Here is a 21,112-nt window from a genome sequence, read left to right as displayed (position 1 = left end):
CCATTTGAAACCCTCCTGAACCCTCCTGAACCTTTCCCCCATTGTCCCTTCAGCACATTAGCTTTGCGCATGTCTAAGACCGTATTGATTACCGGCGCCACCGCGGGCTTTGGCGCCGCCTGCGCGGAGCGCTTTGCCGAGACCGGCCACCGCCTGCTCCTCAACGGCCGCCGCACGGAGCGCCTTGAGGCCATTGCCGCCGACCTGAAAACCCGCTTCGGCACCGAAAGCCTGCTCCTGCCCTTCGACGTGCGCGACCGCGCCGCCGCCACCGCCGCCCTCGAAGGCCTGCCCGAAGGCTGGCGGAACATCGACATCCTGATCAACAACGCCGGCCTCGCGCTGGGCCGCGACCTCTTTGCCGAAGCATCGCTCGACGACTGGGACACGATGCTCGACACCAACGTGAAGGGGCTGCTGTATGTCACCAAGGCGGCCCTCCCCTACATGGACCGCGGCGCCCACATCATCAACCTCGGCTCCGTGGCGGGCAAGGAAGTGTATGAGCGGGGCAACGTGTATTGCGCTTCCAAGTTCGCCGTGGACGCGCTGAGCCGCTCCCTCCGGATCGACTTGCTCCCCCGCGGGATCAAGGTTACGGCCATACATCCCGGTGCGGCGGATACCGAGTTCTCGCTGGTGCGCTTCAAGGGCGATGCCGACACCGCGCGCAAGGTCTACGCCGGGTTCACGCCCCTTTCGGCCCGTGATGTAGCCGAGGTGATCCACTATACCAGCACCCTTCCGCCGCACGTGTGCATCAACGACCTCGTGCTCACCTGCACCCAGCAGGCCGACGCGATCTATTTTCATAAAGACTCCTGAGCGACTCGTTCACCGGGCATTTTCCGTGGCCGGCCCCGAATTCCCTGTTAAAAAGTGCCGCAGAGCTGGCGATTTCACCGAAAAGCAGGGCAAGGAGTAGACGAAACCAGTAATTTTATTGGGCAGGCCGGAAAAGCCTGTCTTAACCTGACCCGTCGCAATGAAATACCTCACCCTTTCCCTCCTCCTTGCCTGCTGCGGCAGCCAGGCCATTGGCCAGGACGTGATCCGCTACAAGGAGCATAAGGACGCCAGCATCCAGCGGCAGGCCGACAGCCTCAAGCTGCTCTACCTCAAGCAGGGCTATGTGCTGATGAAAGAGAACTCCGTGAACATGGAGAGCCAGTTCGAGTTCCCGGTGGTTATTCCGCTGAAGGCCGGTACGCCCTACCAGTTCGTGTTCATCGGCGAGATGAGCTCCAAGATCTACGAGGTGCGGATGTTCGACTGGTCGGAAAAGCAGGTCTTTTACAAAAAGCATATGTGGGGCGACATGGACGGCAACATCATTGCCTATCCGTATATGACGCATACCGACAATTACCACATGATGAAGGTGCTGCAGGTAAACAAGGTGAAGAAGGCGGATCTCGCCGGCTACGTAATGCTCTTCCGCCGCACGCACAGCCCTACGGAGCTCGAGGAGCAGGCGAAGAAATACAATGTGACCCTGCCAGGTATTTCTACGGCCGCCGTAAAGGAAACGACGCCCGCCCAGAAGCCCGCAGCCGAGCAGCCCAAGAACGATACGACCAAAAAGAAAAAGAACAACTACGATCACTACCTGGAGAATAACTAAAGGCCCCCTGTCCCCCGAATGGGAAACTTAGGCTGGAGCTGTTCGTAGGGTAGCCATCACTCCGAAAGCACTAAATACAAAAGGCCCTGATCGCGTAGCGATCAGGGCCTTTTGTTGTGGTACACGATGGTACCGCCCCGCGCGCAATCACCAACCGGGTCCAGGCCGCCTGCGGCCTTCCGCGTTTTCTATTGGCTCTGGCGCGTAAGGATTGATCCTGCCTTTAGCGGAGACTACCGTCAACTACCCGTAGCGCTTTCCTGGCACTCGCCGAAGCAAAAAATTTCCGCGTATTCAGCGTTTTCCGCGTGCAAAAAAAGCTGCGGCCATCAGGCCGCAGCTTAAGATAAATGTTAGGAATCAGCCTTATGGAGCGAGCGAGATCCGGACCTGGATGCCTCCGCGAGTGGTGCTCATCGGCGCGGTGGTGGCCAGTTTCGGGATCACCTGGTTGTTCTCGAAATACAGCTTGATGTTGATCCGGTTGTTCAGCACGTAGTCGATCGTGGGCGAGATGCGCACCACCTTCTGGCCGGCAGCCGGGTAGGCAGTGTTCTGATCGAGCTTCGAGTTGGCCGTGGCATCGTCGCGCAGCGAGAAGTCGAACCGGAAGGTAGCATCGCCCTCGAGCTTTTTGCCTTTGAACTTCAGGAACGGGATGCCGCGGCGGCGGTAGTTGAGCCCGATGGTGTATTCCGTAGAGCGGTTCTCGGCCAGCTGGTAATCGGCCAGCGAGAGGCTCAGCGTACGGCTCTTCTTGTATTCGACGCGCGCCGACAGCTGGTTGGTGAAGGTCATATCGGCCTCGAGCAGCGGGGTGAAGCGCTCGTCGATGGTGACGTTCGGCACCAGGAAGTACGGGATCAGGTTGCCCGAGATCGGGTCGCGGAACTGCGGGTAGCCGATGCGCAGCGGGTCGGAGAAGAGCAGCGAGGTGTTGAAGGAGTTCATGCTCAGCGTGCTCTGGTAGCCGTGGCGGATCGTGAAGTTGGTGAAGATCTTCTCGAAGGGCTTCAGGCGCGTGAGGCCGTTGTAGGCGATGTTCCAGTTCGGCTTCGGCAGCAGGCCGCGGAAGGGGTTCGATTTCAGGTTCGGGTTGTTGTGCTTGATTAGGGCCACCTTATCGGGGTTCTTGCCGGTGTAGGCGGCAAGGAAGGCCGGGATCACCACGTCCTGCGCATAGCGGCCGTAGCCCTCCACGTAGCCGCCCTGGTTGGGGTTGCCGCTGGCATAGGGATTTTCGCGGCCGAGACGCTGCGAGAGCTGCGAGCGGTAGGCCTCGAAGGTGCGGAAGGTCTCCGACACCTGGTTGGGATCGAACTTGGTGAACAGCGTCTGGTACGAGATGTAGGAGATGCTGAAGGAGCCCACCGCGTACGGGTTAAAGCGGCGCAGCCCGTCGGTCTGGAACTCGCTCGTATCCTTATACAGCTCCGAGTATTGCTTTTCGAAGGTCTTATCGAGGTTGACGTCGATGATGAGGTCGCGCACCGGCTGGAACTGGGCGGTGATGGACAACTTCTCGCTGTAGCGCTGCTGGATGAGCTCGTTGAAGAGCGCGTCGCGCGTCAGCAGTCCGGCGCGGCCGAGGGCGTTGATGTCGGCCGTGTCGGGTTGGTAGCCCAGGATGTAGCGCCAGCCCGGGGCGTTCGAGCGGAGGTTCATACCCAGCACCCGGGTGCTGTCGAGGTAGCCCGGGAGCAGCGTACCCATGTCCACGGTATACTGGATGCCCACGCGCTTCAGCGAGGTAGCGAGGCCCAGGAAGATGCGGGGCAGCGTGCCGAGCTGCACGGGCGCGTTGGGATCACGGCGGGGCTTGCCCTTGGCGCTCGTATCGCGCGGGTTGCGGGGAGCCTGCGGCGGTGCGGGTGCCGCATTCTGGTCGAGGGCGCGGAGCAGCTTCCATTTGCTGTAGAGCTGGTCGAAGTTGAGCTCGCCCGTGACGTTGCGCGTCTGCCCGTTGAGCAGCTTGTTGCCGAGGCTCTTTGCCAGCAGCGAGGCGCCGATCCACTCGTACTTGGCCGTGTACGATGCGCGCACCGTGGTCCAGTCGAGGATGGGGAACTTCGAAGTCGGCAGGGTGTAGGTGAGCGTACCGGTCTGCGAATAGTGCGTGGTACGGCCGCCCCTCCAGAAGTTGCGCTTCACGGTATCGCGGCCCGGCTTGTCGAGGCGGCCGTAGGGCTCGTCCACGATGGCATTGTTGACAGCATTGAAGTCGAGGAGCAGCGAGCGGGTGAGGTCCCAGCGGAGCGTATAGAAGCGGTCGAAGGTAAAGCGCTTGTCGAAGGTCTCGGGGAGCTTGTAGCCCTCGCCGCCCACGTTGCGCGAGCGCACGGCGCCGAACTGGCGGAACACGTCGGCGCGGAGGCCTACCGTTGGCTTGTAGTTGAAGTTGAAGTCGCGGATAAACGCCAGCCAGGGCGAGCGTGATTTGATCAGCTTCTTCAGCGGCTCGATGTACTTCGGCTGCGGTGCGTAGGTATAGCCCACCGCGGCGCGGGTGCGCGTGGTGATGTCCTCCTCCAGGATCGGGCTCGTGTGTGCGTCGTGCGTGTAGGAGTAGTTCAGGTCGATATTGGAAATGTCCCAGGGCTGCACCGGCTTGCCGTTGGTCTTGTTCTTCTTCACGTTGGTGAAGGTGATGGTCTTGATGGTGCGCTGCTCCACGGCGTCGTTGCGTACGGAGTCCTGCTTTTCCTTCGGCGTGTCGCGGAGCTTGTCGTTCAGCTTGATGTCGAGATCGTAAGGATCGTACTCCGGAGTGCTGTTGGTCTTGGAAAGCCCGAGGTACACCGGTATCTGCAAGCCGGCCTTCTTGGGCAGCAGCTTGCCGAGGTCGAGGTTGGCGGCGATGTCGTACTGGTAGAAGTCCTCGCGGGAGCGCTCGTTGACGCGCTGCTCCAGCGTACCGAAGCCACGGGTCTTGATGGAGCCGGCGAGGCTCAGGGTACCGAGGTCGGCGAGGCGCAGGTCTACGCGGCCGAGGGCGGCCCAGGCGCCGCTCTCGTCGAGGCGGGAAAGGCGCAGCTCGTTGAACCAGACCTCACCGGAGGCCACTTCCTTGTTCTCGTTGCGGACGCCGAGCAGGAAGCCGCGCACCTCGCCGAGGTTCGGGTTGCCGATGATGGCATAGATCTTACCGTCGGCGCGTTGCTGCCGGTAATAGGCCGACGAGGAGGTACCGCTGCGGTTGCGTGCCGACTTGAGCAGGGCGAGGTCGTTGAGCTCGAGCTCGAGGCGGTTGGCCACGGGCCAGATGCGGTTGGAGTCGCGCGTGTTCCACTGCGTGGGATCGAGCGGGATGCGGATCTCGTAGTAGTTGCTCACGAAGTCAGAGCCGATACGGACCACCGCCTGCACGTCGCCGGGCTTGAAGTCGGTGCTCGACAAGGCGCTCTCGGCGTGCAGGAACAGCTGGAGCTTGCCATACTGGCGCAGGTCCATGTTCATGTTCTTGAAGACGCCGCGGGCCTGGCCTTTCTTAAGCCCGTTGAAGCGTACCGACAGGGCCTGCTCGTTTTGCAGCAGCTGGGTGTTGTTGTTGGAGATCTGCTGCTGCCGCTCGATGCCCGGGGGCGTTACGTAGGGCACGGGCTGGCGCTGGTCGTTCTCTTCAAGGTTCACGGCGAGCACCGAGGTCTGCGTCGGGTCGGAGGCGGGCAGCTGGAAGAACTGGCCCGACGAGTCGATCTCGTAGCTGAACTTACGCCACTGGTTGCGCACGAGCTCCAGCTTACCGAAGCGGGTCACCATCGTATCCTGGAACCCGGTCATGAACATCCGGATAAAGCGGATCGACTTGAAGTCGGGCAGGTTGTTGACGTTGGCCTGGTACTCGCGGATGGGGATGCGGAAGAGGTACCATTTTTCCTGGCGCTGGGAATTGTTGGCGAGGCGCACGTTCACGGTACGTACGTCGGTGATGTAGTTCTGGCCCTGCACCATGGTGCTGGGCTTCAGCTCGATGCGGTACTGGAAGTAGGACTCTGTTTCGTTGAGCGTGTTATCGCGGTTCAGCTCCTCCTGGTCGGGGTAGAGCGTGAAGGCGGTCGTGAACTCGTCGGCGGAGCCGGCCACGGGCGAGTTGCCCTGGGGGTTGTTGATATTCTTATAGCGCTCGAGGATACCGTTGTTGGCGGTGAAGGCGGCATCGCGGTAGTGGCGGAAGTTGTCGTTCGAGGGGTCGGCAAGCAGCTGCTGGCGTGCGGCGGGCTCGGTCACGATGGTCTGTGCCTGCTGTACGTAGGGGGCAAACTTGCGCTGCTCGGCCGTATCCTGGAGGCCGTCAAAGCCTACGTCCTGGAAGGGGCGGTCGGCGGGGTCGTTGGAGAAGGCGTTGGTCACCTGCTGCGGGTTACGCGGGACGCGGCCCCAGATCGTTTCCGAGGTGGGCACGGCCGGTTGCGACGGGGTCGGAAGGCCGTTCTCGTATTGGCGCTGGCCGTCTTTTAATACGTCTTCCGAAATGTTGCCGAGGTTAAAGTACAGCTCGCCGCCGTTGGGGTTGCGGCCGGAGATGAACGGATCCTGCATCCAGAACTCGATGAACTCGATGTTGCCGGTCTCGAAGTCGGTCTGGTCGATGGAGCGCATGATGCCGCCCCAGGCACGGGCCGCCTGTGTGATCCGGTTGTTCTGGTCGATGCCGACCGTTGCATAGTTATAAGGTCCTTTCTCGTGCGGGTAATAGGCGAGGTCGAAGGTGGTGAGGATACCCTGGCCGATGTCGAGGGTCCGCTTCGGGAAGATCTCGTTCTGGAACACCTGGCGCGTTTCGGGCTTCGAGAGCTCGGGCAGGTTGTTCTGGAGCGGGTTGTTGGAGTTGCGGCGCTCCTGCAGCACGGGCTCGATGTTGTACCAGGCGAGCTTGGCGCGGCGGAAGTTGTAGGCGAGCGAGGAGGTGGTGGCTTCGGGGAACAGGACGTTGCCGCCGGCGTCGGGCGAATTCTGGGGCGTCGAAGCCAGCGTCCAGCTGGAGAGCGGGAAGCGCAGGTCGATGGAGGAGCGGGTGCCTTCGAAGTCGTCGATATAGATCTGGCCCTCGTTGCCTTTGCCGATCTGCGGCGAGTGGCCCGGGTCGAGGTAGGCGAATTCGCCGTAGGCCGTGATGCCCGACATGGCTTTGGTGCTGTAAAAGGGCAACTTGTCGAGGAGGCGCGAGAGGCGCGGCATGTCTCGGCGGTAGTCGAAGTCGACGCCGTACATCGTATTGCGGATCGGGTCTTCGCCGTAGAGCTGCTTCGTAAAGAAGGGGCGCTCGCCGAGGCGCACCATGGTGGCGCCCACGGTCAGGTGCTTGCTCGCGAGGTAGTCGAGGCGCAGCGCCATATAGTTGCGTTGCTGCAATCCGAAGGTGGCGTTGTTCTCGAACTGGATCTGCACCGGGATGCCGCCCTGGATGATGGCGGGGTTGGTGACGTGCAGGGTGCCGAGGTCGTAGTTGATCTCGTAGTCGACGCCTTCCTGCAGCACGCGGCCGCCGGCGGTGGCCGTTACGGAGCCGCGGGGAATGTTGAAGCCGAGCTGGTAGTCGACGTTGTTGGCCTGCTTCGACTTGCCCACCAGCTTATAGCGGTTCAGGTTGGAGAAGTTCTGGGCGATGGCCTTGATGGTGTCGTACAGCGGGTAATACAGGTATTTCTGGCGGGCGCGCTCGTTGGCGAACACGTACTCCAGGTCGCGGCCGAAGGGCTCCAGGCGCGGGAAGATGATGCGGCTCTGGGCCGACACCACGGTCACGTTCTCCACGTAGTCGAACACGCCGTTGGGCTGCGGGTCGTTGTTGTTGTTGAGGCGGTCGAGGTTGGTCAGCTGGATGAGGGGCACCGCCACATACTCGGGGCGCACGGGGTTCACCGGCGTGCCGGGCACCTGGTGCACGGTATCGGCGAGCGGCAGCACGCGCTTCTCGCCGAGCGAGGGCTCCTCGAACACGACGTCGAGCTTGAAGTCCTCGCGCTGCAGCGAGCCGTAGCCCACCGTGTACACGTTCTTCATCATGAGGCGCCAGATGGGCAGGTTGGGCCGCTGGGAGGTGGCCTTCAGGAGCTTCAGGAAGAGTACTTTCTGAGAGGTGCCCGTCGAGTCCGGCGGCACGTCCTGCGAGAATTCGCCCACCTGGTAGCGCTTGCCATTATAGGTGTATTCATACGCCACGCCGAGCACCTCGTCGGGCATAAGGGGCTGGTTGAGCGAGATGTAGCCGAGCTGCGTCTGGAAGGTGAAGTCGGAAGGCTGCAGCTTGCGGGCGAAGGTCTTTTCAAAGTCCTGTACGGGGGCGAGGTTGTAGGTGCCGGTGAGCGTGCTGGTGGCCGTAGTGGAGCTGCGGGCCGCGTCGTCGGAGGCGAGGCGGAGGTACAGGTTGTTCAGTGTGACGTCGTTGGACGGGCGGGAGTCGATGGAGCCGAAAGGCGTCGTTTCGCCGAGGTCCGCGAGGGCTACGATGTCGCGGGTGTTGGTGGTGGCGCCGGTGCGGTTGGTCACCCATACCTCTACGCGGTTCACCTGCACCTTGCTGCGCACGATGGGCAGGGTGCTGAGGGCGTCGTTGTAGTTGAGGCGGAAATACTGGCCGAGCAGGAAGTGGCGGTTCTCCTCGTACTCGTCGGCGCGGATCGAGAAGGGCGCGGTGGCGGCGGTGCCCTGCAGGTTGGCGCTCTGGCGCTGCGAGCGCTGGTTGGCGAGCACGGTACTGACATAGAGCTTGCCGAACTGGAGCTGCGCCTTGATCCCGAACAGCGACTGGGCGCCCGGGATGAGGGTGCCCTTGGAGGCGAAGTTGACGTTACCGGCCTGGAGCAGCTTCAGGATCTCGTCGGGCTTGCCCTGGTAATCGAGCTTCAGCTGGTTCTCGAAGTCGAAGTTGGCGAGCGTGTTGTAGTTGATCGGCAGCTTGATCTTGTCGCCGATCTGGGCGTCGACCTGGAGCTGCGCGTTCATGTTGAAGTCGAAGCCCCCGTTGCGGCGGGCGCGCTCGGGCAGGGTCGGGTTGTTGATCTTCTGGCCCTGGTAGCCGGCGGCGATGTCGACGTAGCCAGAGGGGTTGATGGAGACCTTGCCGTTGCCGGTGATGCGGTTCATCCAGTTGCGGTCGAACCCGAAGTTGGGGCGGGCGCGGCGGTTGTTGAGCGCGAAGAGGGTGTTGGCGCGACGGCGGAAGTACTCGTTCTCGTCCTGCCTCGCCTGGAGGTCCAGGAACTCCTTGCTCGAAAGGGTGGTGGGCGTGCGGTAGTAGCGGTTGCCGATCTTCTCCACCACGTAATACTGCTTCGTCACCGGGTCGTATTCGACGCGGCGCTTGATGTAGCCGGTATCCTTCAGGTCGAAGGGATTGCGGGAGCGGGAGGAGTAGCCATCGGTACGGCGGTCGTAGATCGGGTAAGGCAGGCTATCGGGACGGGGCGTGGTGTCTACGGCAGGTCCGGGCAGGCGATTGCCCCCCCATTCCGGGCGGGCATTGGCCATGCCAGAGAGTATAAACAGGATCAGGGCGGCCGGGAGGCAGCGTTTGATCAGGGTAAATGGACGGTACAAGCGTTTTTCTCGACAATTAGCGTGAATCAATTGGTTCTCAGCAGCGTAGCAGTGGCTTCTTACAGGGATTGGAGCGCTTTTTTGATCAGGTCCTCCACCCCGAGGGACGGGTCCTGGGCGGCCGCCTTGCGCACGGCGGCATCGGCGGCCGAGCGCGCGATGCCCAGGGCCACCAGGGCATTTAACGCATCCATCTCCAAAGTATTGCCTTTCCAGGCGGAAATATTCTGCGGGCTGCCGGCGTCTGTGATCGGCTGCTTCACGAGCTTCTCACGGAGCTCCAGCACGATGCGCTCGGCGGTCTTGCGGCCGATGCCCTTGACGCGCTCCAGGGAGCGGGCGTCGCCGTTGGCGATGGCGCGGGCGAGCTCCACGGGCTTCAGGGAGGAAAGCATCTGCCGGGCGGTGGTGGCGCCGACGCCGGCCACGCCGAGGAGGCGGAGAAAGAGCTGCTTTTCGGACTCGTCGCCGAACCCGTAGAGGATATGGGCGTCTTCGCGCACCAGGAGGTGGGTGAAAAGGGTGCCCTTTTCGAGGTGTTCGATCTGGTTATAGGTGTTGCCGGAGATGTGGACCTCGTAGCCGACGCCGTTGACGTCCACGTAGACGACTGTGGGGGTTTTGTGCACAAAGTCGCCCTTCAGGAATGCGATCATAGGCGCGAAAATACGGAAACCGGGCGGGCAGGGGAAGGTTTAGAGGTTTAGGGGGTTTAGAAGGTTTAGGAGGTTGGGAACCCATGGCTGTTTCTGCGCATTATCAGGCAGGTGGGTCAGCCACGGCTGCGGTATCGTAGCCCACGTATTTCGCTGCGCTCCAGGTAACCGATTAGACTGTAGATTGCCTTGGACGTCCGGTGAGCAAGCAAATTGAGCACATCAAACTCCTCAGGCGTGATGTACTTGCGGTCATGGAGGGTGTAGAGTTGCGATTGCGTTTCCGAGCAGGATGCGTGCGCAATATGAAGAAAGCCTATAAACTCTCGGTTCCCGGTACGGCCAAACCCCTCGGCGATATTGTTCATGATCGAGTTTGAGGAGTCACATACCTGTTCGCGCAGCTTATAGTCCTTCGCGAGCCCGGTTTCCCGGGCGATGCGCCCGATTTCGCGGCAAAGCTGGTGCGCCAGTTGCCAGGCAATGATCTCCTCGAATCGCTTGAACGTAGCCATGATACAAATGTCCTAAGCTCAATACGCCGCTCCAAGGGTAATTCAACATAAGCCGCTGAGAATTTTCTTGCGCCTGATGTTTTTCCCATCCCAACCCCTAAACCTTCTAAACCCCCTAAACCCCTAAACCTTTTTGCTGCTACCTTTGCCCCCATGATCCAAAAAATCAACGCTGCCATCACCGCCGTCGGCGGCTATGTTCCCGAAGACCGCCTTACGAACGCCGACCTCGAAAAGATGGTGGAGACCACCGACGAGTGGATCCGCAGCCGCACCGGCATCAACGAGCGCCGCATCCTGAAAGGGGACGGCCTCGGCACCTCCGACATGTGCGTGCCGGTGATCAAACAGATCTGCGAAAAGCGCGGCATCTCCCCCGAAGAGATCGACTGCATCATCGTGGCCACCGTAACGCCCGACATGGTGTTCCCCGCCACGGCCAACATTGCCGCCGACAAGGCCGGCGCCAAAAATGCCTGGGGCTTCGACCTCGAGGCCGCCTGCTCGGGCTTCCTCTACGGCCTCACCACCGGCGCCGCCCTCATTGAAAGCCGCCGCTACAAGAAAGTGGTGGTGATCGGCGCCGACAAAATGAGCTCCATCATCGACTATAGCGACCGCCAGACCTGCATCATCTTCGGCGACGGCGCCGCGGGCGTGCTGCTCGAGCCCAACCACGACGGCTACGGCGTGCAGGACTCCATCCTGCGGGCCGACGGCAACGGCCGTCACTACCTCCACCAGAAGGCCGGCGGCTCCCTGAAGCCCGCCTCCGCCGAAACGGTGGCCAACAAGGAGCACTTCGTGTACCAGGAAGGCCAGACCGTGTTCAAGTTCGCCGTCAAGGGCATGGCCGACGTGAGCGCCGAGCTCCTCGAGCGCAACGGCATGACCGGCGACGACATCGCCTGGCTCGTGCCCCACCAGGCCAACAAGCGCATCATCGACGCCACTGCGGAGCGCATCGGCCTGCCGAAGGAAAAGGTGATGCTCAACATCCAGAAATACGGCAACACTACGGCCGGCACCATCCCCCTCTGCCTCTGGGAGTGGAAGCACGAGCTCAACAAGGGCGACAACATCGTGCTCGCGGCCTTCGGCGGCGGGTTTACGTGGGGCGCCACGCTGATCAAGTGGGCCTACTAGGGGATCTCAGATCTGGAATCTCGGATCTGAGATCTTACATCTGAGATCCGAGATCTTCAAAGCGCCCTTCGGGGCGCTTTCTTCGTGTATACAACCACGCCCACCAGATCAGCAGCCCCTGCACCGGCAAGCGCAGCAGCGCGAGCCATAGCTTCGGGTGCTGTAGTTCTACGTAATTGACGGCCATCTGCACGTTGGCCGGGAATACCGCAACCAGCAGCACGATGATACCCCACGCGGCGAAGCGGCGCGTGCGCGGCACCAGCAGTAAGATGCCCAGCACGATCTCGGCCACGCCGCTGGCGGCTACCAGCGCTCCGTGCGCCGGCAGCCAGGGCGGCATGATGGCCAGGTAAAATGCCGGGTGCACGAAGTGGTTGACGCCGGCGGCGATGTATAGCAGGGCCATGAGCGTGCGGAAGAAAACGTGCATAGCGTGAAGGTAGACTGCGGGCGGATGGCTTTCGCGTTGGCAGATTTCCGAAAGGTCGGACGGGCCGTAGTCGGAGACTAGGGCCAACTGCATGGGGAGCGTTTTACTGGGGTAGCCGGTTGGGAAAAACAGCGTAAAAAGTGTTTTTCCTCTTTTGCCTGGTTCAGCGCAGGAAAGCAGCTTCGAGGAAAAAATACGAAGTATGAGCATCGGCGGGTACAAGATTCGCAACCAGGCGGAAGTGCATTTCCTGACGTTCACCGTGGTCGAATGGGCCGACGTCTTCACCCGCGCCGACTATTGCGAGCTGCTGATCAGGGACCTCAAATATTGTCAACAATACAAAGGGCTTAACCTGCATGCCTGGTGCCTTATGAGCAACCACTTGCACCTGCTGGCTTCGTCGGCCACCGGCGACCTTAGCGCATTGGTACGGGATTTCAAGAAGGTAAGTGCCAAACGAATCGTAGCAGCAATCGGAGCGAACCAGTGCGAGAGCCGGAGAGCCTGGCTGCTCAGGCATTTTCGTGATGCGGCGGCTGACAATACACGGAACAGCGGCTTTCAATTCTGGATTCAAAACAACTGTCCCCAAGAATGCTTTGCCCCTGCATTTACCGTGCAGAAGCTGAACTATATTCACTTCAACCCGGTTAAATCTGGCGTAGTCGAACGGCCGGAACATTACCGGTACAGCAGCGCACGCGCCTACTTAAATCGCACCCAAACCGGCCCGATCGAAATCGCATTTCTTTAGTCGGTCGTCCTTATACGCCCACTGCGCCAGCATGAATATTTCCAACGCGAAGTTGGCCGTAGTCTCCGACTATGGCCCATCCCGACCTATAACGACTGACCGTAGCCGGGAGGCGACGCGCCAAACGGCTATCTTCACCGTGCATGCCCCGCCGCCCCTACCGCATCGCCTTCCTGGTCCTGCTCGTCACCGAGGTCCTCATTGCGCTCTTCGTGCGCGACCGCATCATCCGCCCCTATGTCGGCGACTTCCTCGTGATGCCGCTCGTGTACTGCGCCGTACAAAGCGTGCGGCGCGTGCCGGTGGGGCCGGCGGTGACCGGTGTACTGCTCTTCTGCTACCTTGTGGAAGGCCTGCAATACCTGCACATCGTGGAGCGGCTCGGCCTGCGCGGCAGCGACTTCTTTACCACCCTCATCGGCCGCAGCTTCGAGGTCATCGACCTGCTCATGTATACCCTTGGCGCGGCGGCCGTGCTGTGGATCGAACGACGCCGCATCCCGGCCGCCGGAACAAGAAAGGTCTGATTTACGAACAGGAAGAGTGGCCCGGCAAACTTTCGGGTCGCAAAATTGTATGGTGAGGGAACAGGCGCATCAACGCCCACATTCTTCTATGGATAACAACCAACTGCCTCCCGGTATCATCGTGGTGGCCGGCGCCACCGGCGCCCTCGGCCGCCGCATCGTACACCACCTGCGCCTCCGCGGCGCGGAAGTGCGCGCGCTCGTTCGTGCCGGCGCCGCCAACGACGCCCTCGCCGACCTGGGCAAAAGCGGCGCCCGCATCGTGCCGGTCGACTATGCCGACCGCAATGGCCTCACCGAAGCCTGCCGCGGCGCCACCTGCGTTGTGTCGGCACTGTCGGGACTGCGCGACACCATCGTAGAAATACAGTCGCGCCTGCTCGAGGCGGCCGTCGGCGGCGGCGTGGCCCGCTTCATCCCCTCCGACTTCTGCATCGACTTCACGAAGCTGCCCGCCGGCTCCAACCGCAACCTCGACCTGCGGCGGGAGTTCGCGGACCGCCTCGACGCGGCGCGCATCGGGGCCACCTCCATCCTCAACGGCATGTTCGCCGACCTGCTCACCGGCCAGGCACCCGTGGTGCTTTTCGGCCCGCACCGCGTGCTGTACTGGGGCCGCCCCGACGTGCCGATGGACTTTACCACGATGGAAGACACCGCGGCCTTTACCGCCGCAGCCGCCCTGGATCCCTCCACGCCCCGCTGGCTGCGCATCGCCGGCGAAGCAGCCGACGTGCACGGCCTCGTGCGTGCCGCCGAGGACGCCACCGGCACCAACTTCCGCCCCCTGCGCGCCGGCTCCCTCAAAGCCTTCGGCCGCATGATCCGCATCACGCGCGTCCTCTTTCCGAAGAAGAAGGAAGTGTTCCCGCCCTGGCAGGGCATGCAGTACCTCCATAATATGTTCACCGGCAAGCCCAAGCTTTTCCCGCTCGACAACGCCCGCTACCCGGAGCTGACCTGGACACCGCTGCGCGAAGTGCTGCAGCAACGGGCAAAGCATTAGCAGCCGGACCCTGATCGCTCCTTGCCCGATTGCACCGGCACCGGTAACTTTGCGAAAATACCCGACCAAACTCCCAACTGCCGATGAAACACCTGTGCTTCCTCCTGCTCGTCCTGGCATCGCTCACCGCCCGCGCGCAATGGCCCAACACCCTCTCTCCTGCCGACAAGCTGTACGGCCTCTCCAAATTCTGGCAGGAGGTAAATTACAATTTCGCATACCTCAACAAGGTGGACCGCAACGCCTGGGACAGCGCCTATAAGGCCCTCCTCGTTTCGATCCCCGGCACGAAGAACGACTACGATTATTATCGCGAGCTGCAGCGATTTTGCGCCCTGCTCAAAGACGGGCATACCAACGTATATATGCCGCCAATGAGCGGGCCGGAGAACTTCACCTCCATGTTCGGGGCCTGGCGCTTCTTTCTCGAGAACATCGGTGGCAAGGCCATCGTGGTCCGTACGGCCCTGAGCAAGAAAGACGAGCTGCCGGTAGGCTCCGAGCTTGTCGAGGTCAATGGGCTGCCCACACAGGAATACAAGGACCGGTTTGTAAAACCCTACATCTCCTCGTCTACCGATTATGTGCTCGAAGACTGGGCCACGGCGGGCCTGCTTGCCGGCTACGCGGGCGACCAATATAAGGTGACCTTCCGCCGCCCCGACGGATCGATGCTCCGCCTCGACCTCACACATGCGCGCAGCACGGAGACGGCCGTGTTCCCCGCGTTCGATGCGGATCGCGCCCTCCTCGACTTCCGCTGGCTGCCCAACAAAGTGCCCTACGTGAGCCTCAACTCCTTCAGCGACCCGAAGATCGACTCGCTGTTCGAAGCCCTGCTGCCGGAACTCTATAGCGCCAAGGGCCTCATCATCGACCTGCGCTACAACGGAGGCGGCTCCACCGGCATCGGCACCGACATCCTGCGCTACCTGACGCCCGACAGCGTGCTCTACGGAGCCCGCTACGCCAGCCGCCTGCACGTGCCTGCCTTCAAGGCCTGGGGCAAATACACAAAGCCGGCAGACACCGCCGGTAATAGCTGGAACCGACGGGCCCTGCTTTCCTACCAGGACAACTACTGGCACCACTTCGACTACGAGCCAACGCCCATCCGCCTCCAGGCAAAGCGCCTCGTAGTGCCCACGATGCTGCTGACGGGTCACCAGACGGCGTCGGCAGCCGAAGACTTTCTCATTCACGCCGACAACCAGAAGCACATGGTGCGCATCGGCGCGCCCACCTTCGGCTCCACGGGTCAGCCCTACCAGTTCGACCTGCCGGGTGGCGGGTCGGCGCGGGTATGCACGAAGCAGGATACCTATCCCGACGGCCGCGCGTTCGTGGGCTATGGCATCCAGCCGCATGTAGCCGTGAGCCGCAGCATCAACGACTACCTGACGAAGCGGGACCCGGTGCTCGAAAAGGCACAGGAACTGCTCGGAAGAAAAATACGCTGACCGTATTTCTACAAAATGACGCAGAGCCCCGGTTGCAGCCCGGGGCTTTTTCATACACGGCGCCTGCCGGAAGCCCCCGTGAAATGTCGGCTTTGCCCCTTCCCGATCCGGGATGCGCAGGTTATGTTTGTAGCCTCAACCAACACGTATGCCCACCGCACTAACCGCTTATCTCGCCTTCAACGGCAACTGCCGCGAAGTGATGACCCACTACCAGCAATGCCTCGGCGGCGATCTTGCCATCCGGGCCATCGAAGGATCGCCCATCGAGGCGCATTGCCCGCCCCACATGAAGCATCAGGTGCTGCACAGCGAACTCCGTACCGGGGGCCTGCTGCTGATGGCCTCCGACCTCACACCCGGCGCCTATACCCAGGGCAACAACTTCGGCGTTATGATCCACTGCAGCTCCGAAGCGGAATGCCGCGACTACTATGCAAAGCTCTCCGCGGGCGCTACCATCCACGACCCGCTGGGCCCCAAATTCTGGGGCGCCTTCATGGGCACCTTCACCGACCGCTACGGCGTGCGCTGGATGACGGCTTACGATCCGAACACCGGCAAAGAGAACCCATAGACACCGCCGGACCGGGACGCGCAAGGGCGAAAAAAAGGCGAAGCCCATGCAGGGAAACGGGCGAAAGCCGGCGTAGCTTAGGAGTGCCGCACCCGCCCTCCCCCGTCATCAAAAACCCAACGATATGCCCAAGTTCCTGATCGAGCGCGAACTCCCCGGTGCCGGACAGCTCTCCGGCGAGCAGCTGCAGGCCATCTCGCAGACCTCCTGCGGCGTACTCAGGGAGCTCGGCCCGCGCATCCAGTGGATCCAGAGCTACGTCACCGACGACAAGATCTATTGCGTCTACATTGCCCCCGACGAGGCTACCGTGCGCGCCCATGCCGAAAAAGGCGGCTTCCCGGCCAACCGCATCAACCGTATTTCTACGATCATCGATCCAACGACTGCCGAAGTGCGCGAGCTCGTGCATGAAGCCTAAGGCGTGAAAAGCCCCGGCGCTTCAGCCGGGGCTTTTACCCTGGTGCCCCGTAGCGGATGTGGAGGCAGATCGGGCAGGCAGATTGGCTATAAGGGGTCGGAGATTCCGTATCGGTGCACTATCTTTCTGTCCGGATGCGCACGCCCTACCTCTTTTGCCTTCTCGTCCTCGCTGCCTGCAGCGGGTCGCCCGGCGGCGCCCGGAAGAAAGCGGCTACCTCTCCTCCGCAGCAGCAGCTCGGGCACGCATCGCGCATCATCGACCGTGCCGCCTTCCGCCTCTACTACCCTGCCGCCTGGACGATCGACACCGCCGATGACGACTACGATCCCGATGCCTTGTTCTCGATCGATGTGTCCAACGACAACGCGATGTCGATGTTCTTTGTATTCGACACCGATATCGACGAGGACTTGTTCGTGAACGAGCAGGTCAAAGAGTTCCGCAACCAATTGCTTAAGAAAAGCACGCTCACGCGCTTCCGGGAATGGGGCCGCTACCGGGGCACCGGTGTTGAGCTAAAGGGCAGGATAATGGGCGTCTTTCCGGGCCGCGTACGGATCTTCGCGCACAGCGGTGCCGAAAGCTCCTTCATCAACGTGGAGCAGTACTTCGATTCCGACAGCGCCCGCGTTGCCCCCGGCATGGAGCTCATCGCCGCTTCGTTCCTGCTGAAACAACCCTGAACCACCTCCCGTTCCGAGATTCGTCTTCCGAGATTCGCTATCCGATATTCAATCTTCCTTAACCGTTTCCGGAGCTGTATTTGCACGGGCAGCCCTGCCTATGAAAACTGTTTTACCCCTCCTGCTCGGTGCCGCCCTTGTAAGTTGCGGTCCGGCCCGCTCCGTATTCAAAAAAGACACGCCGCGTGAAGCCTACGAGCGCAGGCTCGATAAGGCCGATATCGACGAGACGCCCGAAGGGCGCGCCTGGCGCGCTGCCGGAGCAAGCGCACTTGCGGCGCCCGTCGGCATCACGCTCCCCTATCGCCACAGCGGCCGCTTCGGCACCGATAAGCCGCGCGCCCTCGGTCTGCGCTTCACCGCGAAGCAGGGCCAGAGCCTCCGGATCGCCATCAGCGAACGCGACGCCACCACCCTACCCCTCTATGCCGAGGTATTCCGCGAAGACGGCGGCACCACCGCGCTGCAGCTTTCCGCGGAGCCCGGCGCCGAAAGCCTGCGCTTCGATGTGGAGCACAGCGGCACCTATATCCTGCGCCTGCAGCCGGCCCTGCGGCAGGGAGGGACCTACAGCCTGTCGGTGGGCACCGGCCCCACGCTCGGCTTCCCGGTAGCGGGCCCTAAGGCAAAGGCCGGCTCCTTCTGGGGCGCCGACCGCGACGGGGGCGCCCGCCGCCACGAGGGCGTCGACATCTTTGCCCCCAAGGGCACCCCCGCCGTGGCCGGTGCCGCGGGCACGGTCACGAGCGTCAGCGAAAGCCCCCTCGGCGGGAAATACGTGTTCCTGCGCCCCGACGGCAAGAACTACAACCTCTACTATGCCCACCTCGACGAGCAACTCGTGCGCCCGGGGCAGCGCGTGGCCGCGGGCGAAACGATCGGCCTCGTCGGCAACACCGGCAATGCGCGCACCACGCCCGCGCACCTGCACTTCGGCATCTACACCTATGAGGGCGCCGTAGACCCCTACCCCTTTATCGACAAGACCGAGCGGCAGGCGCCGGCCCTTGCGAAGCGTTCGCTGCCCCTTGCGCTGAAGCTCCGGAAGACCCAGCGTACCGAAAGCGGCACCACGGTGCCGGCGCAGTCGGTGCTGCCCGCGCTCGCCCTGACCGACAAGGGCTACCTGGCCGAGCTGCCCGGCGGGGGCATCACCCTGCTGCCTTTTGCGACGGTTCAGCCGGTATAGATGCCCCGATGCACCTGCGAGCGGCTTCGGTAGTACCCATTTCCCGGGAAGCGCGGCCTCAAAAAAGGCATTACCTTTATTTCAGGGAAACAGCCCCTATTCACTGACCTAAAGCCACCACCTCCCATGCCAGGATACATCGGACTTGGGCTCCTGATCGCCACTTTCATCGTAACCTACCAGGGCCTGCGCCACACGCTGCTGATGGAACGTTACCAGTTCTGGGTCGACGGCGTGCGGGTGCACCGCGATTATAAGCGCCTCTTCACGTCGATCTTCCTGCATATGAGCTGGGGGCACTTCGTGCTCAACGTGCTCGGCATCTTCTTTATCGGGGGCATGATGGAAGCCACGCTCGGTCCCGTCGCGTTCGCGTTGCTCTACCTGGCAAGCGGGGTTGGCGGCAATGCGCTGCTGCTCTGGCTGAAGCGCTACGAGCCCGGCTACACCACGATGGGTGCCACGGGCGCCATCAGCGGGGTGCTCTTTGCGGCGGTGGCCCTGTTCCCGCAATCCACCATGATGCTCGTCTTCATCCCCATGAAAGCCTGGTTCTTCGGACTTGCGTTCATGATCCTCACCATCTGGGGCATCCGCTCGGGGCGGGGCGGCGTGGCCTATGAAGCGCATCTCGGAGGCGCCCTCGCCGGTATGATGATCGGGCTGCTGCTGCAACCGCAAGCGCTGACTGCCAACTGGATCTACATCACGGCGGTGACGGTGCCGGCGCTCGTCTTTCTCTATATCGCCGCCCGCAAGCCCCAGCTCCTCCACGTCGACCTTTTTCCCTCCTCGGGCAGGCAGCCGGCGCGCGTGCTCAATTTGGAAGACCGCTACAACTCCGACAAGAAGATCCGCCAGGAAGAGATCGACCGCATCCTCGACAAGATCCACCGCAAGGGCATGGGCGGCCTCACGGCGCGGGAGCGGCAGCTGCTGAAGGAATATTCCGCTAAGGGATAATGTGCTAATGTGCTGATGGGGTAATGAGGTGATGGGGTGATGGGTGATTGATGCCTAGCGCAACCCATACTTTGTTGGGAAACGCTCATCCGGCATACCTGGGCCGAATGACTAATTGTGATTTATCTACTACCGACATGCAAACGACCGCTTCTCTCCTGCCGGCACTCATCCGTACCGACGCGGGCAACACCGACTTCCGTGCACTCGTAGCGCTGCTCGATGCCGACCTGGCGGTGCGCAACGGCGCCGAACAGCAATTCTACGGGCAGTTCAACGGCCTGGCGCCGATCCGGCACGTTGTGCTGGCGGTATTGGATGGGCGCGCGCTGGCCTGCGGTGCCTTCAAGGAGTTCGGGCCCGGTGTAGCCGAGATCAAGCGGATGTTCACCCACCCCGACGGGCGAAGGCGGGGCCTTGCAGCCGCGGTGCTTGCCGAGCTGGAAACCTGGTGCTGCGAGCTCGGCTATACGGCCTGCGTGCTGGAAACCGGCGTCCGGCACGAAGAGGCGATCGCCCTTTACCAGAAAACCGGCTACACGATCATCCCCAACTATCCGCCCTACACCGGCGTGGATGGAAGCGTGTGCCTGCGGAAGGTCCTGGGGGTATGATTTTTGCAATCCAGGCTACCTAAGAACGGTGCCCCATGGCAGATGCAAAACGTAAGACCTCATTTGAACTGCGCGAGCATCCAAAAGAACTGCTTTACCTCATCATCCTGAAGGCAAAGCGCAGCGGCTTCCTGTTCAAGAACTTCCTCGACGACTACGACTCGTTCACCATCACCTCCTTCGACCCCGTGACGGGCCGCATGGCCTTCGTGCTCCGCAATGCCGACCAGCTCCGGGTTGTTTACGACAGCATCTACCTGCTCTTCTTCGATGTTCCGTTTGCCCGCGCCCTGTTTGGCGATGACTGGGAGGCGCAGCTCGTGGCCCTTGCCTCCGCGCCCGATAAACTGAAATACCTAACCGATAACCTTTTAATCGACCAGCTCTATGCCTGAAACCGCTACCCCCGTTCCCGACGTGCTGCAATCCCGCAGCACCTTCCCGAGCCGCTGCCAGGACTTTGCCGACCGCTACCGGGGCAGCCAGTACTTCACCGACCTCGCCCGCTTCCTGGCCGAGGAGGTAGGCATCAGCTACGTACTCATCGGTTACCCCGACAAGAAGCAGCATAACCAGGTGCGTACGGTGGTGCTCTACGCCGGTGGTGAAGTGGCGAGCAATATCTCCTACCCCCTCAGCGGCACGCCCTGCGAAAACGTCATCGGCCGCAACTGCTGCTATTACCCCACCGGCATCCAGCAGATGTTTCCCTCCGACAAGGAGCTGCGCGACCTCAACATCGATTCCTATATCGGCTTCCCGCTGTTCAACGACGCCCGCAATCCCATCGGCATCATCGTACTGATGGATACGAAGATGATCCCGCTGGCAGGCGCCGTGGAAGATGGCCTGCGCGCACTTGCTCCCCGCACCGCCCAGGAGTTGGAGCAGCACCTGCTTGAAAACGGCGGTACGGAGGCGTGAAGAGCGTCTATTGGTCTATACGTGCGGAAGTAGTTTGCGGACCTGGAAACCAGTGCCCGGAAAGCAACTATCGGC

General features: G+C 61.9%; 19 protein-coding genes. 15 read left to right on the top strand and 4 right to left on the bottom strand.

Annotated features, from left to right (window positions below; translation table 11 throughout):
* Window positions 1-69 precede the first annotated feature (69 nt).
* Window positions 70-825: an SDR family NAD(P)-dependent oxidoreductase gene (locus ABD937_RS02220; RefSeq protein WP_345253026.1), complete on the top strand. Its 756-nt coding sequence runs from the start codon at window positions 70-72 to the stop codon at window positions 823-825.
* Window positions 826-985: 160 nt separating this feature from the next.
* Window positions 986-1,624 (top strand): hypothetical protein, encoded by a 639-nt coding sequence (locus ABD937_RS02215; RefSeq protein WP_345253024.1) that lies wholly within the window; start codon window positions 986-988, stop codon window positions 1,622-1,624.
* Window positions 1,625-1,990: 366 nt separating this feature from the next.
* Here the strand turns inward: ABD937_RS02215 and sov are convergent, their stop codons facing one another.
* The 3 genes from sov to ABD937_RS02200 form a co-directional block, all read right to left on the bottom strand.
* A complete protein-coding gene (gene sov / locus ABD937_RS02210; RefSeq protein WP_345253023.1) occupies window positions 1,991-9,094 on the bottom strand; it encodes a T9SS outer membrane translocon Sov/SprA in 7,104 nt (2,367 codons plus the stop codon).
* 128 nt (window positions 9,095-9,222) lie between these two features.
* Window positions 9,223-9,819, bottom strand: a complete 597-nt coding sequence (gene ruvA / locus ABD937_RS02205; RefSeq protein WP_345253022.1) for a Holliday junction branch migration protein RuvA — start codon at window positions 9,817-9,819, stop codon at window positions 9,223-9,225.
* 116 nt (window positions 9,820-9,935) lie between these two features.
* Window positions 9,936-10,334, bottom strand: a complete 399-nt coding sequence (locus ABD937_RS02200) for a four helix bundle protein (RefSeq protein WP_345253020.1) — start codon at window positions 10,332-10,334, stop codon at window positions 9,936-9,938.
* Between the two features lie 153 nt (window positions 10,335-10,487).
* On the opposite strand from ABD937_RS02200, the gene ABD937_RS02195 reads away from it, so the two are divergent.
* The gene (locus tag ABD937_RS02195; protein ID WP_345253018.1) at window positions 10,488-11,480 is read left to right on the top strand and encodes a beta-ketoacyl-ACP synthase III; all 993 of its coding nucleotides are present in this window, start codon (window positions 10,488-10,490) and stop codon (window positions 11,478-11,480) included.
* A gap of 34 nt (window positions 11,481-11,514) precedes the next feature.
* On the opposite strand, the gene ABD937_RS02190 is transcribed toward ABD937_RS02195, so the two are convergent.
* Window positions 11,515-11,913, bottom strand: coding sequence for a DoxX family protein (locus ABD937_RS02190; RefSeq protein ID WP_345253016.1), 399 nt, complete (start codon window positions 11,911-11,913; stop codon window positions 11,515-11,517).
* 202 nt (window positions 11,914-12,115) lie between these two features.
* Between ABD937_RS02190 and ABD937_RS02185 the strand changes: the two genes are divergently transcribed.
* The 12 genes from ABD937_RS02185 (at window position 12,116) to ABD937_RS02130 (ending at window position 21,037) form a co-directional block, all read left to right on the top strand.
* The gene (locus tag ABD937_RS02185; RefSeq protein ID WP_345253015.1) at window positions 12,116-12,670 is read left to right on the top strand and encodes an REP-associated tyrosine transposase; all 555 of its coding nucleotides are present in this window, start codon (window positions 12,116-12,118) and stop codon (window positions 12,668-12,670) included.
* A gap of 143 nt (window positions 12,671-12,813) precedes the next feature.
* A complete protein-coding gene (locus ABD937_RS02180; RefSeq protein ID WP_345253014.1) occupies window positions 12,814-13,197 on the top strand; it encodes a ribosomal maturation YjgA family protein in 384 nt (127 codons plus the stop codon).
* Between the two features lie 88 nt (window positions 13,198-13,285).
* Window positions 13,286-14,203 carry an NmrA family NAD(P)-binding protein gene (locus tag ABD937_RS02175; protein ID WP_345253012.1) on the top strand — a complete coding sequence of 306 codons (918 nt, stop codon included), beginning with the start codon at window positions 13,286-13,288 and terminating at the stop codon, window positions 14,201-14,203.
* Between the two features lie 83 nt (window positions 14,204-14,286).
* A complete protein-coding gene (locus ABD937_RS02170; RefSeq protein WP_345253011.1) occupies window positions 14,287-15,663 on the top strand; it encodes a S41 family peptidase in 1,377 nt (458 codons plus the stop codon).
* Between the two features lie 148 nt (window positions 15,664-15,811).
* Window positions 15,812-16,240, top strand: coding sequence for a VOC family protein (locus ABD937_RS02165; RefSeq protein ID WP_345253010.1), 429 nt, complete (start codon window positions 15,812-15,814; stop codon window positions 16,238-16,240).
* A gap of 124 nt (window positions 16,241-16,364) precedes the next feature.
* Window positions 16,365-16,661 (top strand): DUF4242 domain-containing protein, encoded by a 297-nt coding sequence (locus ABD937_RS02160; protein WP_345253008.1) that lies wholly within the window; start codon window positions 16,365-16,367, stop codon window positions 16,659-16,661.
* Window positions 16,662-16,795: 134 nt separating this feature from the next.
* Complete coding sequence (locus tag ABD937_RS02155; protein WP_345253007.1) at window positions 16,796-17,347, top strand: hypothetical protein; 552 nt, start codon at window positions 16,796-16,798, stop codon at window positions 17,345-17,347.
* Between the two features lie 100 nt (window positions 17,348-17,447).
* The gene (locus ABD937_RS02150; protein WP_345253005.1) at window positions 17,448-18,536 is read left to right on the top strand and encodes a M23 family metallopeptidase; all 1,089 of its coding nucleotides are present in this window, start codon (window positions 17,448-17,450) and stop codon (window positions 18,534-18,536) included.
* Between the two features lie 126 nt (window positions 18,537-18,662).
* Complete coding sequence (locus ABD937_RS02145; protein ID WP_345253004.1) at window positions 18,663-19,499, top strand: rhomboid family intramembrane serine protease; 837 nt, start codon at window positions 18,663-18,665, stop codon at window positions 19,497-19,499.
* Window positions 19,500-19,636: 137 nt separating this feature from the next.
* A complete protein-coding gene (locus ABD937_RS02140; protein WP_345253003.1) occupies window positions 19,637-20,113 on the top strand; it encodes a GNAT family N-acetyltransferase in 477 nt (158 codons plus the stop codon).
* Between the two features lie 35 nt (window positions 20,114-20,148).
* Window positions 20,149-20,508, top strand: a complete 360-nt coding sequence (locus tag ABD937_RS02135; protein ID WP_345253002.1) for a hypothetical protein — start codon at window positions 20,149-20,151, stop codon at window positions 20,506-20,508.
* Complete coding sequence (locus ABD937_RS02130) at window positions 20,501-21,037, top strand: GAF domain-containing protein (protein ID WP_345253001.1); 537 nt, start codon at window positions 20,501-20,503, stop codon at window positions 21,035-21,037. Before ABD937_RS02135 ends, ABD937_RS02130 begins: the two co-directional genes overlap by 8 nt.
* Window positions 21,038-21,112 lie beyond the last annotated feature (75 nt).

Source organism: Flaviaestuariibacter amylovorans (assembly GCF_039541815.1).
GTDB lineage: Bacteria > Bacteroidota > Bacteroidia > Chitinophagales > Chitinophagaceae > Flavisolibacter > Flavisolibacter amylovorans.
Note: the sequence above shows the minus strand (reverse complement) of the source record. Positions and strands in the feature narration are given on the sequence as shown.